At 61.7% G+C, this 14,436-nt stretch carries 11 protein-coding genes; 8 read left to right on the forward strand and 3 right to left on the reverse strand.

Going from position 1 to position 14,436, the window contains the following annotated elements; translation table 11 throughout:
• Nucleotides 1-52 precede the first annotated feature (52 nt).
• The 6 genes from ruvA (at nt 53) to AC6I97_RS11900 (ending at nt 7,744) form a co-directional block, all read left to right on the forward strand.
• The gene (gene ruvA, locus AC6I97_RS11875) at nt 53-697 is read left to right on the forward strand and encodes a Holliday junction branch migration protein RuvA (RefSeq protein WP_224164486.1); all 645 of its coding nucleotides are present in this window, start codon (nt 53-55) and stop codon (nt 695-697) included.
• Complete coding sequence (gene ruvB, locus AC6I97_RS11880; protein WP_223946210.1) at nt 690-1,766, forward strand: Holliday junction branch migration DNA helicase RuvB; 1,077 nt, start codon at nt 690-692, stop codon at nt 1,764-1,766. The genes ruvA and ruvB overlap by 8 nt, the downstream gene beginning before the upstream one ends.
• 186 nt (nt 1,767-1,952) lie before the next feature.
• Nucleotides 1,953-2,333: a preprotein translocase subunit YajC gene (yajC, locus tag AC6I97_RS11885; RefSeq protein WP_216925542.1), complete on the forward strand. Its 381-nt coding sequence runs from the start codon at nt 1,953-1,955 to the stop codon at nt 2,331-2,333.
• Between the two features lie 114 nt (nt 2,334-2,447).
• Nucleotides 2,448-4,199 carry a protein translocase subunit SecD gene (gene secD / locus AC6I97_RS11890; RefSeq protein ID WP_497944952.1) on the forward strand — a complete coding sequence of 584 codons (1,752 nt, stop codon included), beginning with the start codon at nt 2,448-2,450 and terminating at the stop codon, nt 4,197-4,199.
• A complete protein-coding gene (gene secF / locus AC6I97_RS11895) occupies nt 4,199-5,188 on the forward strand; it encodes a protein translocase subunit SecF (RefSeq protein ID WP_224090588.1) in 990 nt (329 codons plus the stop codon). Before secD ends, secF begins: the two co-directional genes overlap by 1 nt.
• 162 nt (nt 5,189-5,350) lie before the next feature.
• Entirely contained in the window at nt 5,351-7,744 is a 2,394-nt protein-coding gene (locus AC6I97_RS11900) for a RelA/SpoT family protein (RefSeq protein WP_216925652.1), read from the forward strand.
• On the opposite strand, the gene AC6I97_RS11905 is transcribed toward AC6I97_RS11900, so the two are convergent.
• The 3 genes from AC6I97_RS11905 to AC6I97_RS11915 all read right to left on the reverse strand — a co-directional run bounded on the left by AC6I97_RS11905 (nt 7,741) and on the right by AC6I97_RS11915 (nt 10,937).
• On the reverse strand, nt 7,741-8,343 hold the full coding sequence (locus tag AC6I97_RS11905) for a hypothetical protein (protein WP_224164484.1): 603 nt from the start codon (nt 8,341-8,343) through the stop codon (nt 7,741-7,743). The genes AC6I97_RS11900 and AC6I97_RS11905 overlap by 4 nt on opposite strands.
• Nucleotides 8,344-8,456: 113 nt before the next feature.
• The gene (locus AC6I97_RS11910) at nt 8,457-10,076 is read right to left on the reverse strand and encodes a DUF349 domain-containing protein (protein ID WP_497944953.1); all 1,620 of its coding nucleotides are present in this window, start codon (nt 10,074-10,076) and stop codon (nt 8,457-8,459) included.
• Nucleotides 10,077-10,142: 66 nt separating this feature from the next.
• Nucleotides 10,143-10,937, reverse strand: a complete 795-nt coding sequence (locus AC6I97_RS11915; RefSeq protein WP_497944954.1) for a peptidylprolyl isomerase — start codon at nt 10,935-10,937, stop codon at nt 10,143-10,145.
• A gap of 207 nt (nt 10,938-11,144) precedes the next feature.
• Between AC6I97_RS11915 and hisS the strand changes: the two genes are divergently transcribed.
• Together hisS and aspS are read left to right on the forward strand one after the other, a co-directional pair.
• Complete coding sequence (gene hisS / locus AC6I97_RS11920; protein WP_497944955.1) at nt 11,145-12,506, forward strand: histidine--tRNA ligase; 1,362 nt, start codon at nt 11,145-11,147, stop codon at nt 12,504-12,506.
• 96 nt (nt 12,507-12,602) lie between these two features.
• Complete coding sequence (aspS, locus tag AC6I97_RS11925; protein ID WP_224090574.1) at nt 12,603-14,396, forward strand: aspartate--tRNA ligase; 1,794 nt, start codon at nt 12,603-12,605, stop codon at nt 14,394-14,396.
• The last annotated feature ends 40 nt before the right edge of the window (nt 14,397-14,436 follow it).

Below are 14,436 nucleotides of genomic sequence, written 5' to 3' on the forward strand. Positions count from 1 at the left end.
TAGGGTATTCGTAGATATGTTCGGATAGTCCGCTAACCTCAGGAGCCGGGTCTTGATCAGTTTTCTCCGTGGAACAGTTGCCCACGTTGGCTTGTCGACCGCCGTGATCGACCTCAACGGTGCGGGAATGAGCGTCTTCGCAACGCCCCAGACGTTGAGCCACCTAAAAGTAGGCGCCGAGGCGAAGCTCTTCACTTCCATGATCGTCCGTGAGGACTCCCTAACGTTGTTCGGCTTCGCCGATGATGATGAGCGCGAGGTCTTCGATGTCCTGCTGAGCGTGAGCGGCGTCGGGCCACGGCTGGCTCTGGCCGTACTTGCGGTGCACGAGCCGGAAGCGATCCGCGTAGCTGCGCACACTGGCGATGGCAAAGCGTTCACCAAAGTCCCGGGCATTGGGCCCAAAGTCGCAGGCCGGATAGTCCTTGAACTGGCCGGAAAGCTGGTCCCGCACGGCACAGGCACGGGAACAGCACCCGCAGTGATCAATACCGTGGAATGGAAGCCCCAGGTAGTGGCTGCCATGACCAGTCTGGGGTGGTCCGAGAAGGACGCCGCGGGAAGCATCGACAAAGCAATGGCCGATTCCCCCGAGCTTGCCGATGACGGTAACGTGGCGCAAATCCTGCGGGCCACATTGCGCTGGCTGGGGCAGGACGGCGCGCGCGCCGGAAACCGTGTAGGTACCCGTGGCTGAGCAATCGCTCGTTGCCGGGGGAGAGGAGCCGGAGGAGCGCGTCATTGAAGCCGCCCTCCGGCCCAAAAACCTGCATGATTTTGTTGGCCAGCACCGTGTTCGCAAGCAGCTTTCGCTGGTGCTTGAAGCTTCGCGGATGCGGGGCCGCAGCGCTGACCACGTACTGCTCTCCGGTCCTCCGGGCCTGGGCAAGACCACCCTTGCCATGATCATTGCCGCGGAGATGAACGCCCCACTGCGTATCAGCAGCGGACCAGCCATCCAGCATGCCGGAGATCTTGCAGCAATTCTTTCCTCGCTGTCCGAAGGGGAGGTGCTGTTCCTTGACGAAATCCACCGCATGTCCCGCCCGGCTGAAGAGATGCTCTACATGGCCATGGAAGACTTCCGTGTGGACATCGTGGTCGGCAAGGGGGCCGGCGCCACCGCCATTCCGCTTGAACTTCCACCCTTCACGCTAGTTGGTGCAACCACGCGCGCCGGGCTTCTGCCCGGCCCTTTGCGGGACCGCTTCGGATTTACCGGCCACCTGGAGTTCTACTCTGTGGCAGAACTCGAACTCGTGCTGCGCCGCTCGGCGGGATTGCTTGACCTGAAGGTCAACTCCGCCGGATTCACGGAGATTGCCGGACGCTCCCGCGGCACGCCACGTATTGCGAACCGCTTGCTTCGCCGTGTCCGCGACTGGGCCCTTGTGCACGGAATAGAACAGATCGACGCGCGTTCGGCGTCGGCGGCCCTGGATATGTACGAGGTGGATGAACGGGGATTGGATCGCCTTGACCGTGCCGTCCTTGAGGCGTTGATTACCAAATTCAATGGTGGACCGGTGGGTCTTTCAACGCTGGCGATCGCCGTGGGTGAGGAGCCGGAGACTGTCGAAACCGTTGCCGAACCGTACTTGGTGCGCGAAGGACTGCTCGGGCGCACACCCCGTGGCCGTATCGCCATGGCATCCGCATGGACACACCTTGGTTATGCCGTACCGGCGGGCGTATTCGGCCAGGAGACACTTGCCTTGTTTGACGAGGATGAAAACCACGCCGAAAGCGTAGATACCATCGGTTAACACGCTGTATTCAGCTTTTCCCACTAGACTGGTATGACGCTCGGCACGTTCGAGTCCTTGATCCATGCGCCCGCTTCGCGGTGAAGCGCGTTGCTGTGCGGGGTTTACTCCCGGGCCGCAGGATCTGCCGGGGACGTTGCCGTGGACCAAAACGTAAGTAAAGAATGGAACTTCCCTGTGGATCCAATGACCATATTGCTGTTCGTCATGCTTGGACTCTTTGTCTTCATGATGTTCCGCCGCAACAAGAAGACCCAGCAGCAGCAGGCTGCGATGCAGTCCAAGTTCGCTCCGGGCGTCGATGTCATGACCAGCTTCGGTCTTTTCGGACGCATCGTGTCCATCGACGAAGCTGAGAACAAGGTTGTTATCGAGCTGTCTCCCGGAAACGAAGCTACGGTTCACCGCCAGGCCGTCACCAAGGTGATCGAAAAGGCTGAAGAGGAAGCCCCCGTCGTTCCGGACGACGCTTCTTCGCTGACCGTTGCTGATGAGACTCCGGCTGCGACTGAGACGCCGGACGAAACCATCGCGCGCCTCAACAAAGAGGACAAGAAGGACAACTAGCACCGTCAGTCGCGGCAACACCGCGCAAGGACACTTCTACGGCAGCCGAAAGCCGCCGGCAGACGCTTACCAGCGCCAGCCGGCGGCTGTCCGGCGATAAAAGGAAGATCGATAATGGCACGGACCGGCCCCAAAAACTCAGCCCGCAGGGTGCTGACTTGGCTTGGAGCAATATTCGTTGTACTCACCGCTGTCCTGGCTGGCGGAGTCATTTCCGGCCATGCAAGCTGGGCTCCCAAGCTTGCCTTGGACCTTGAGGGCGGCACCCAGATGATCCTGGCACCGCGGGTAGAGGGTTCCAGCGAGATCACCGAGGAACAACTCAACCAGGCAGTTGCCATCATCCGGCAGCGTGTAGACGGCTCCGGTGTTGCCGAAGCCGAGATCAGCACCCAGTCGGGGCGGAACGTGGTGGTGAGCCTCCCGGGAACTCCATCCAAGGAAACACGTGACCTTATCCAGGCGTCGGCGGACATGAACTTCCGCCCGGTGATCGCTGCGGCTGATCCTGCGGCCATCCCTGTCGAATCCCGCACGCCGGATGACAAGCTGCCCAAGCCCACCGCGGAACCCACCAACGCGAGCGACACCAACTGGGTGACTCCGGAGGTCTACAAGGAATTCGAGGCGCTTGACTGCGTCAACCCTTCCACCGAGAAGCGGGATCGTTCCGATCCGGCGAAGCCGCTGGTGACTTGTGAACCGGCAACGGACAAGACTCCCGCCATCAAGTACATCCTTGGTCCGGTGGAGGTCAAAGGCCAGGACATCAGCTCCTCGTCCTTCTCGCAGGTCCAGGGCGCACAGGGCTCGGTGACAAACTCCTGGGGCGTGAACATCACGTTCAACGCCGAGGCAACTGCCAAGTTCAAGGAAGTTACGGAGCGGCTAAACCAGTTCTACACCGCGTCCCTTGCCCAGGGCGGCAACGACCCCAAGGCACAATTCGCCATTGTCCTTGATGACAAGGTCATCTCAGCACCGAGGTCCCTTGCTGTCATCACTGACGGAAAACCGCAGATCACGGGTAACTTCACCCAGGCCTCTGCAAAGGCGCTGTCCGACCAACTCCGCTACGGCGCTTTGCCGATCTCCTTCGAGATCCAGTCCCAGGAACAGATCTCTGCCACACTCGGTGGCGATCAGCTCCGGCTCGGCCTGCTGGCCGGCCTCATCGGCCTGTTGCTGGTGGTTGTGTACTCGTTGTTCCAGTACCGGGCCCTTGGCTTTGTCACAATCGCTTCCCTGGTTGTCGCCGGTGGCTTGACCTACCTCGCCATCGCGATTTTGGGTTGGACTGAAAACTACCGCCTTTCCCTGGCAGGTGTTGCCGGCCTGATCGTTGCCATCGGACAGACGGCCGACTCGTTCATCGTTTACTTCGAACGAATCCGCGATGAACTTCGTGAAGGCCGCGGGCTCGTGTCCGCCGTCGAGAATGGCTGGAAGCGCGCCAAGCGGACTGTGCTGGCTTCCAAGGCAGTGAACCTGCTGGCAGCGTTGGTCCTTTATTTCGTGGCCGTCGGCAATGTCCGTGGCTTCGCGTTCACCCTTGGCCTCACGGCTGTCGCTGACCTCATCGTGGTGTTCCTGTTCACGCATCCGATGCTGCAGGTCCTTGCCCGCACGAAGTTCTTTGGCGAAGGCCACAGGTTCTCCGGACTCTCACCTGACCGTCTGGGGGCTGTCCCGTTGTATCGGGGAGCCGGACGCCTCCGCACACCTGCCGAGAAGCCGGCCGTTGTCCGTGCACGCAATACAGGTGCCGCGGCCGAAGCAGAACGCCGCATGACCATCGCCGAACGGCGCCTCGCCGAGAAGGGCCAACTGACCGGTCCTTCCAACGGCACCAAGGAGGAGAAGTAATGACCACGAGCTTCGCAACCTTCGGCAACGAGCTTTACACGGGCAAGCGCTCCTACAACTTTGTTGATTCCAAGAAGATCTGGTTCATCATTGCTGCGGTCGCTGTGGCCCTCTCCATCCTGATCCCGGTTTTGAAGGGTGGCTTTAACCTCGGCATCGAGTTCCGCGGCGGCTCGGAGTTCACGGTCTCCAACGTGAAGACCACCGATGCAGGCCTGGGGGAAAAGGCTGTCCATGACGTCGTATCCGGTGCCGTTCCCCGTGTCGCGAACGTGGCGGGCAACACCATGCGGATCCAGACGGATCAGCTGACCGATGACGAGACCAACCGCATCAAAGAGGGCCTGACCACCGCTTACGGTGTAACGGACAACGAAGTCACATCAAACTTCGTTGGCCCCACGTGGGGCCAGGATGTCACACGTCAGGCACTCATCGGGCTGGTCGTGTTCGTTGGCCTCGCAGCTGTCCTCATGGCTCTGTATTTCCGGACCTGGAAGATGTCACTCTCTGCCTTGGTGGGCATGCTGGTCACGATGTTCACCACAGCGGGCGTCTACGCCCTGAGTGATTTTGAGGTGACGCCATCGGCCATCATCGGATTCCTGACAGTCCTGAGCTATTCGCTGTATGACACCGTGGTGGTCTTCGACAAGATCCGCGAGAACACAGCAGACATTTCCACTTCCACGCGCCGGACCTTCGGTGAAGAGGTCAACCTCGCGGTCAACCAAACCCTGGTCCGCTCCATCAACACCATGATGGTTGCCGTCCTTCCGGTTGCGGCGATCCTCTTCATCGGGGCCGGATTGTTGGGCGCAGGAACGCTGCGGGACCTTTCCCTGGCGCTGTTTGTCGGAATCCTCATAGGAACGGCAGCGACCATCTTCATCGCGGCACCGCTCTACGCCTGGCTGCGCCAAGGCGAGCCGGACCTCGTGAAGCAGGCCAAGAAGGTGGCCCACCGCAGGGCCGAGGCCACTGTTTAGGCTCTTTCCATCAGGCATTACGCGCTGGAAAAGGACCCCGCTTTCCAGCGGGGTCCTTTCTCGTTGACTTGCCGGGGCGCGCGTCATGTGCTGTCCGGTTGCGGAAGCATTCGCCTGCGGGAATAGACTGGAAGAATTAAATAGGTCGTGAGGGGTACTTCTGTGGAAGAACGTGCGACGTCGGCACCACCGACGGGCGGGGAGGACAGTCACCACGGTGTGACGGTTCCGGCAACAAGCGTGGCTGGACGGACTGCTGGTACGGTTCCAGTCGATACTCCCGGCGTGCGTCCAACCTTTCCGGGTCGGCGGGAGCGCACGCGATCCAGGCTTGCGCGGTTGACCGGCCGGGGGATGGCGCCGTACTCGCCGATTCTGGAACCGCTCCTGCGAACGGTGCGGGCCAACAACCCCAAAGAAGACTTCGACCTCATTCAGCGCGCATTCGCGGTAGCAGAGCGCAGCCACCAGGGGCAGAAGCGCAAGAGTGGTGATCCGTACATCACCCACCCGGTGGCAGTAGCCACCATCCTTGCTGAGCTCGGGATGACAGGGACCACCCTGGCCGCTGCGTTGCTCCACGACACCGTGGAGGACACCCCCTACACACTGAATGACCTCACCCGCGACTTCGGCCCGGAAGTTGCCATGCTTGTGGACGGCGTGACCAAACTGGACAAGGTCAGCTTCGGCGAAGCGGCCCAGTCGGAGACGGTCCGCAAGATGGTCGTGGCCATGGCCAAGGACATCCGTGTCCTGATGATCAAACTTGCCGATCGCCTCCACAATGCCCGTACGTGGCGGTTCGTTTCGGCAGAATCCTCGTCCCGTAAAGCCCGCGAAACGCTGGAGATCTTCGCTCCCCTTGCACACCGCCTGGGTATGAACACCATCAAGTGGGAGCTGGAGGATCTGTCCTTCGCGGCGCTCTACCCCAAGGTGTACGAAGAAATCGTCCGCATGGTGGGGGACCGCACACCCGAACGCGAGAAGAGCCTGAGCGTCATCCGCAACCAGATTGCCGATGATCTTCGGACTGCGCGGATCAAGGCGACCATTACCGGCCGGCCCAAGCACTACTACTCGATCTACCAGAAGATGATCGTCCGCGATAAGGACTTTGACGACATCAACGACCTCATGGGCGTTCGCGTCCTGGTTGATTCGGTGCGGGATTGTTACGCGGCACTTGGTACCCTGCACTCGCGATGGAACCCTCTCCCAGGGCGGTTCAAGGACTACATCGCCATGCCGAAGTTCAACATGTACCAGTCCCTTCACACCACGGTCATCGGCCCGGGTGGAAAGCCCGTGGAAATCCAGATCCGCACCCATGAGATGCACCGCCGGGCGGAGTACGGCGTCGCAGCCCACTGGAAGTACAAGGATCAACCCAACCGTACTGCGGTGGGCCCGGGCAGCCCACGCGACGGCGATATGGGCTGGCTGCGGTCCTTGGTGGACTGGCAGCAGGAAACTTCGGACCCGGGCGAATTTCTTGATTCACTCAGGTACGAGATCAACGCACGGGAAGTCTTCGTCTTCACGCCCAAGGGCGAAGTCATGGCCTTGCCTGCTGGATCGACCCCTGTTGACTTTGCGTACGCGGTTCACACGGAAGTGGGGCACCGGACCATCGGAGCCCGCGTTAACGGCAAGCTTGTGCCGCTCAACAGTGAACTGAACCATGGCGACTGGGTGGAGATCTTCACCTCCAAGGCCGAGGGGGCGGGTCCGAGCCAGGACTGGCAACACTTCGTCAAGTCGGCACGGGCCCGGAACAAGATCCGCCAGTGGTTCACCAAGGAACGCCGTGAGGAAGCGATTGACCGCGGCAAGGATATGCTGACGCGGGCAATGCGAAAGCAGAACCTCCCACTGCAGCGACTCATGACGCATGATGCGCTGTCTGCCGTCGCCGAGGACTTCCACTACGTAGACATCTCCGGTCTGTACGCAGGAGTGGGTGACGGGCACACGTCTGCCCAGTCCGTCATGGAGAAGCTCGTAGAGCATCTTGGTGGACACGAGACCCCGGATGAGGACCTTGACGAGGTCAGCATTCCTACGCAGGTAGCCAAGTCCAAGTTTTCCGATTCCGGTGTCATTGTTCGCGGCGTGGGAGACGTGTGGGTCAAACTGGCCCGATGCTGCACTCCTGTGCCCCCTGACCCCATTCTTGGATTTGTCACCCGCGGTTCCGGCGTGTCGGTCCATAGGACTGATTGCACCAACGTCTCCGGGTTGCGTGACCAGCCGGACAGGATCGTCGAGGTCGAGTGGGCACCAACACAGTCCAGCGTCTTCCTGGTGGAGATTCAGGTGGAAGCCTTGGACAGGAAGTCACTCCTGTCCGATGTCACGCGTGTCCTGTCTGAAAACCATGTGAACATCCTTGCGGCTTCGGTGCACACCTCAAGCGACCGGGTGGCGATCTCCAAATTTGCTTTCGAAATGGGTGACCCAAAGTATTTGCACCATGTTCTCAGCGCGGTGCGGCGTATTGACGGGGTCTTCGATGTGTACCGCACCACGGGTAACAGGCGCAGGAGCTAGTTTGGGGACACGAGCCGCGCGAGCGTAGCGAGCGCACGCTTCTTGTGGGGAACCCGTGGCGCTGCCTCCACGGCAAGGGTGAGCAAACGGAGCCTGATGCCCAGATCGGGGTCGTCCAGGAGTCGCCGCAGTGCCGGCACGGCCTGGTCCGGCTCAACGTGCAGGGCAATGTCCGCTGCTGTTCTCAAGGGGCTGCTCACCAGCATGCCACCAACGCTTACAACGTCCAGTTGGCCAAGCCGCACCTCATGGAGGTTGCACCCCCGGGCGCTGCGCACGCTGGAGATACGATGCTTGGCATCCACCAGGAGTGATAACCGCTCCGGAGGGCTCGCACACCCGTAGATCCAGGCCGCGGTAAGCCTGCCCGCCACCACCTTGGTGCGCATCCGGTCCGGGACGGTCAGGGCAGCTGCACGGGCGCGGAGGCGGGGCGTGACTGCAACGCCGGGCGACGCGTAGCTCCTGCCGTACAAGGGAAGCAGGATGCCATCCTGTGCCATGCCCTGCAATTCAGGCCAGGTGAAGATGCGGCTGGGTGCGTAGAGCTCGGCAAGCACGGGTTCCTGCAGTTGCGGGGCTGTGACGGGTGGGACCATTCATTGATCATTCCGTGTCCTGGCCGCAACAGTACAGGCCCTGCACCGGTCATGTGGATAACCGGTACAGGGCCTGCAGATAAACAGGGGCTCAACATGAACCCAAGGCTGCGTCAGGCGAGGTCGCTCGCTGAGCGCTGGATCTGGTCCAGCCACGCCTGACGTGCTTCAAGAGCTTCCCGCGCAGCCTTGATGCGGCGCTGGTCTCCGGCTTTTTCAGCTTTCTCCAGATCCTCCTTGAGCCCGGCAATCGCGGACTCAAGCTGCGACAAAGCGCTGTTGGTGCGGGCCTTGGTCTCCGGATTGCTCCGGCGCCACTTCTCCTCCTCAGCCTCGCGGACTGCGTCCTCCACCTTGCGAAGGCCGGCCTCGATGCGGCCCATGTCCGCCCTCGGGACCTTGCCGGCATCTTCCCAGCGGTCACGAATGGACTGCAGGGCCTTCTTGGTTGCGTTGAGATCGTTGATCGGCAGCAGCGCCTGGGCCTCAGCTACCAGCTGCTCCTTCACTGCAAGGTTGGCGGTGTACTCCTGGTCGATCTGGTCGTTCGCAGCCTGCCGGTTGCTGAAGAACACATCCTGCGCGGCCCGGAAACGGCCCCAGAGGGCGTCGTCATCCTTGCGGCTGGCGCGCGGGGTGGCCTTCCACTGATCCATGAGCCTGCGGTATTCACCGGCGGCGTAACCCCAGTCAGTGGAAGAGGAAAGCGCCTCGGCCTCTGCGATCAACGCTTCCTTGGCCACCTTGGCCGCAGAATTGTTGCTGTCCAGCTGCGAGAAGTACGCGCGGCGATGGCGATCGAATACAGTGCGTGCCGAGCGGAAGCGCTTCCAAAGCGCGTCTTCATTGCTCCGGCCAAGACGGACACCGCTCTTCTGCGCAGCCTTCCACGTCTCGAAGAGTTCGTTCATTCGCGCACTGGACGTCTTCCATTGGATTTGCGCAGGATCCTGGCCAGCGATGGACTCCGCCTCTGCCACGATGGCTTCGCGCGCAGCAAGCTCGTTGGCGCGGACGGCTTCATGGGCCGCTTTCTCGGACTTTTCCAGCTCGGCGATCTGTTCGGACAGCGTGTCCAGGCGTGCTTCGGCCGAACGGATATCGCCCACCATGTTGCGCTCTGCGAGCTGCTCGCGGAGGTGGGTCACCGTCTTCTGCATGTCCGTTGCCGGGGCTTTGGATTCCACGCGGTGTTCCAGCAGGACTATCTGGGCAATGACGTCGTCGTACTTCCGGGCGAAGTAGCCCAGGGCTTCGTCAGGGCTGACACCGGGATACTGGCCAACGGCAATCTCTTCGCCATCCAAAGTGAGGAATACGTGGCCGTCACCTTCGGCGCGTCCCCACTTGGCTGCCTCTGCAAGCGAGGCGGCAGACACTGCAGGCGCAGCAGGAACGACGACGGCAGGCGCCTTCGGGCGGGCCGCAAAGGCAGCAGGGGAAGGAGTGGGACGCGAATCGGCAGGCTTGGCTTCCTCCGCTGCGGGTGCCGCCTCAGCCGCTGGTGCTTCCTCCGCTGCGGGTGCCACCTCAGCCGCTGGTGCAGGCGTTTCTTCTGTCGCAGGCGTTTCTTCAGCGGCAGGGGCCTCGGTTGCTGCCGGTGTTTCGTCGGCCGCAACTGCGGGAGTTTGTTCAGTCGCAGGTGCTGCTTCAGTGCCGTTCAGGCTGTTTGCCTCGACTGCGTCTTGGTTGGCCACTACTGCTGTTTCGTCGGATTTCTGACTGTCTGTCACCGCTAAAAGTCTTTCGCTTGGAGGGACTGCTAAGGTACTGCACCCCGGACCGGGGCCAAAGGCTGGTTACTTCAGAGAAAACGAGTCTATCGTGACAGGTGCCACAGGGGCGCCGTCGGTCGCGTTTTCGCCCGGTTTCAGGCCGGCCGCAGCGATTTTCGTGACCACGTCCAAACCGCTGGTGACTTTGCCGACCACTGTGTAACCACCGGCCGTGTCCGCAGGAATTGTCGTGTCCTTATACACAATGAAGAACTGATGACCGTTGCCGTAGGCGTTGTTTCCCGAACGGGCGACGGCGATTGTTCCAGCCCGGTATGTGTTGTCCGTTGGTGTGTTCTCCAGGGGACCCCAGCGGTAATTGGGATCATCTGCGCCGTCTTCGGACTTGGCTCCGCATTGCAGGAGGCCGAACGTGTCGGACGTTGTCAGGCGGTGGCAGAAGGCTCCGTTGTAGTAGCCGGCATCGGTGAGGGACTTGATGACGGCCGCCGCCTGGGGTGCAGCAGTTCCGTTCAGTTCCACTCCCACAACGCCGCTGTTCAGTGCGAGCTCACCGGTGAAGGTCTTACCGGCTGCGGTGTCCGGGCTGGGTATGTCTGCGCTGTTGGAGGCCGAAGGAGAGGCCGACGGAGAGTTCAGTCCGGCCTCTGCGGCGGCGAACTCTGCCTCAGTGGGGTTGGAACTGAAAACAGTCAGTTGCAGCACCACCGCGAGGATCACAGCCGCAGCGCCCGCGCCGATGGCAACAGTGTTGTCGCGTTTGCGCCGCTTGCCCTGTTCCTGCCGCAGGGCACGCTTGGCTTCCATCTGCCGGATACGGCGTCTCGCTTCGCGGTCATCCCGCGACCTTGTTGCCAAGAGTCCTCCTGATTGTGTCCACGTTCGCCGGCCGCCTGCAGGGACCGGGCATGCTGCATTAGATGTGCACGCGCGGAAAGCATAAACTGGCTGCCGCACATAGTTTATGCATGACCGGCTGGACGCCCGCCCCATAATCGCCGAAAAGGCCTTTAAAGCTGCGGTGCTCATTCCTGAGTCAGCTTTCATCGAGGAGATTTATCCACCATGGCACGTACCGCCTCCCTGTCCGGATTCCCCGAGTGGCTTCCCCAGGAGCGGTTGGTGGAGCTCCACGTGCTGGACACACTCCGGAAAACGTTCGAACTGCACGGTTTCTCCTCCATTGAAACGCGTGCCGTTGAAACGGTCGGCCAGTTGCTGCGGAAAGGCGAGATCGACAAAGAGGTCTATGGCCTGAGTCGCCTGCAGTACGACGAAGAAGATTCCCGGTCAACCACTACGGACAAGGCAGACAAAGCTGATCCGAATGCGCTTGCCCTGCACTTTGACCTCACTGTTCCCTTCGCACGCTACGTCGTGGAGAACGCGGGTTATCTGGCCTTCCCCTTCCGCCGCTACCAGATCCAGAAGGTCTGGCGTGGTGAGCGTCCGCAGGAAGGCCGTGCCCGCGAATTCACCCAGGCAGATATTGATGTGGTGGGCGATGGCGAGTTGCCGTTCCGCTACGACGTCGAAATTGCGCTGGTCATCGCCGGGGCCCTGAGCGCCCTCCCGATTCCGGACTTCCGCCTCCGGATCAACAACCGCAAGCTGGCTGAGGGCTTCTACCGCGGTATTGGCCTGACTGATACGGCCGGAGTCCTGCGGAGCATCGACAAACTCGAAAAGATTGGCGAAGGCAAAGTCGCTGAGCTGCTCAAGAGCGAGCTTGGCGCCTCGGATGAGCAGGCGGCACTGGCGCTCAAGCTTGCCACCATCCGCACCGAGGACACCTCGTTCGTGGAGCAGGTACGTGCCCTTGGGGTGACTGATGACCTTCTCGAGGAAGGCTTGAGCGAACTCCAGCAGGTCATTGAGGCCGCCGTCCAGCGCGCACCCGGCAAGGTGGTCGCAGACCTCAGTATCGCCCGGGGACTTGACTATTACACGGGAACCGTCGTCGAAACCGTCCTGGTAGGACACGAACAACTTGGCTCCATTTGCTCGGGCGGCCGGTACGACGCCCTGGCCAGCAAGGGAAACCGGAAGTTCCCGGGCGTCGGCCTGTCCATCGGCGTCACCCGCCTGGTCTCGCGGATCCTGAGCCAGGAGCTTGCAACGGCTACCCGTGCGGTGCCCACTGCTGTCCTGGTCGCTTTGAACAACGACGACAGTTGGTCCGCGGCACAGGACGTCGCGGCACAGCTTCGCGGCCGCGGTATTGCTACTGAAGTTGCCGCGAAAGCTGAAAAGTTCGGCAAGCAGATCAAGTTCGCGGATCGTCGCGGAATTCCGTTTGTTTGGTTCACTGACGATGACGGCAAGCACCAGGTCAAGGACATCCGGTCCGGCGTGCAGGTGGACGCGGACCCGGCCAGCTGGTCGCCGTCGGAGGAAGATCTGCACGTCCGTGTCATCACCGCCTGACCCAGGCCAGGTGATTCAGCCGCGGCCGGGGCGGGTAAACTCGGACGGGATCGTCTTTGCAATGATCCCTTGAAAATTCATGCTGAAAGGAATGCTGTGCTGCGCACACATGACCTCGGATCACTTCGCTCCGAGCACATTGGACAAACCGTTACCCTGGCCGGCTGGGTGGGCCGCCGCCGTGATCACGGTGGCGTTGCATTCGTTGACCTTCGTGACGCTTCCGGTGTCGCCCAGGTGGTTGTCCGTGAAGAAGAGGTCTTCCACGGCCTGCGGAACGAATACGTCCTGCAGGTGACGGGTACCGTCAACAAGCGTCCTGAAGGCAATGAAAACCCTGCGCTGGCTACCGGCGAGATCGAGGTCATTGCGGACAAGGTCATCATCCTGAATACCTCGGACCCCCTGCCGTTCCAGATCGACGAGCACGTCGAAGTGGGCGAAGAAGCGCGCCTTAAGCACCGCTACCTTGACCTTCGCCGCCCTGGCCCCGCACGGAACCTCCGCCTCCGCTCAGAGGCAAACCGCATTGCCCGCGAGTTGCTGCACCAGCGGGGCTACGTCGAGATTGAAACACCCACGTTGACGCGTTCGACGCCGGAAGGCGCCCGCGACTTCGTCGTCCCCGCCCGGCTTGCCCCGGGTTCCTGGTACGCGCTGCCGCAGTCGCCGCAGCTTTTCAAGCAGCTGCTCCAGGTGGGCGGATTCGAAAAGTACTACCAGATCGCCCGCTGCTACCGTGACGAAGACTTCCGCGCGGACCGCCAGCCCGAATTCACCCAGTTGGACATCGAGGCCAGCTTCGTTGACCAGGACGATGTCATCGAGCTCGGTGAAGCAATTGTGAAGGCCCTGTGGCAGCTGATCGACGTCGAGGTCCCCACGCCCATCCGGCGCATGACGTACCTGGACGCCATGGCAAAGTACGGTTCCGACAAGCCGGACCTGCGCTTCGGCCTGGAGCTGACCGAGTTGACGGAGTTCTTCAAGGACACCAACTTCGGCGTCTTCAAGGCACCTTATGTTGGCGCCGTCGTCATGCCAGGGGGTGCTTCGCAGGCGCGCCGTGCCTTGGATGCCTGGCAAGAATGGGCAAAGCAGCGTGGCGCAAAGGGACTGGCCTACGTTCTTTACAAGGAAGACGGCGAACTCGCCGGCCCCGTGGCCAAGAACCTCACCGACGAAGAGCGGGCCGGCCTGGCCGACGCCGTTGGTGCCAAGCCGGGTGACTGCATCTTCTTCGCCGCCGGCGAGAAGTCCGCATCACGGGCCCTCCTTGGCGCTGCACGTGTTGAAATTGGCCACCGCACTGGCCTGATCGATCCCAACGACTGGGCCTTCGTATGGATCGTGGACGCGCCGATGTTCGAGCCCGCTGCCGCTGCCGTTGCCTCCGGTGACGTCGCTGTGGGTGCCGGGCAGTGGACAGCCGTGCACCACGCCTTCACCTCTCCCAAGCCGGAGTTCCTTGACACCTTTGACAAGGATCCTGAGTCGGCTCTGTCCTACGCCTACGACATCGTGTGCAACGGCAACGAAATCGGTGGTGGCTCCATCCGTATCCATGAGCGCGAAGTCCAGGAACGCGTCTTCCAGCTCATGGGCCTGGACAAGGAGGACGCCCAGACCAAGTTCGGCTTCCTGTTGGAGGGCTTCAAGTACGGCGCGCCACCGCACGGCGGCATCGCACTGGGTTGGGACCGCGTAGTGGCTCTGCTCGCTGGTGTCGAGTCCATCCGCGACGTCATCGCCTTCCCGAAGACCGGCAACGGCTTTGACCCGCTGACTGCCGCTCCTGCCCCGATTACGGCACAGCAGCGGAAGGAAGCCGGCGTCGACTTCAAGCCGGAAACCAAGCCTGCGGCCAAGCCGGAGACCAAGTCCGAATAAGACGCTAGCCAAGGGCTCCCCACTCATGTGGGGGGCCCTT

The organism is Arthrobacter sp. TmtSoilC48 (assembly GCF_059739425.1).

Excerpts from the sequence above, each read along its gene's own strand:
- yajC (WP_216925542.1), top strand. The coding sequence starts at position 1,953 with ATGACCATATTGCTGTTCGTCATGCTTGGACTCTTTGTCTTCATGATG.
- secD (WP_497944952.1), top strand. The coding sequence starts at position 2,448 with ATGGCACGGACCGGCCCCAAAAACTCAGCCCGCAGGGTGCTGACTTGG.
- secF (WP_224090588.1), top strand. The coding sequence starts at position 4,199 with ATGACCACGAGCTTCGCAACCTTCGGCAACGAGCTTTACACGGGCAAG.
- AC6I97_RS11905 (WP_224164484.1), bottom strand. The coding sequence starts at position 8,343 with ATGGTCCCACCCGTCACAGCCCCGCAACTGCAGGAACCCGTGCTTGCC.
- hisS (WP_497944955.1), top strand. The coding sequence starts at position 11,145 with ATGGCACGTACCGCCTCCCTGTCCGGATTCCCCGAGTGGCTTCCCCAG.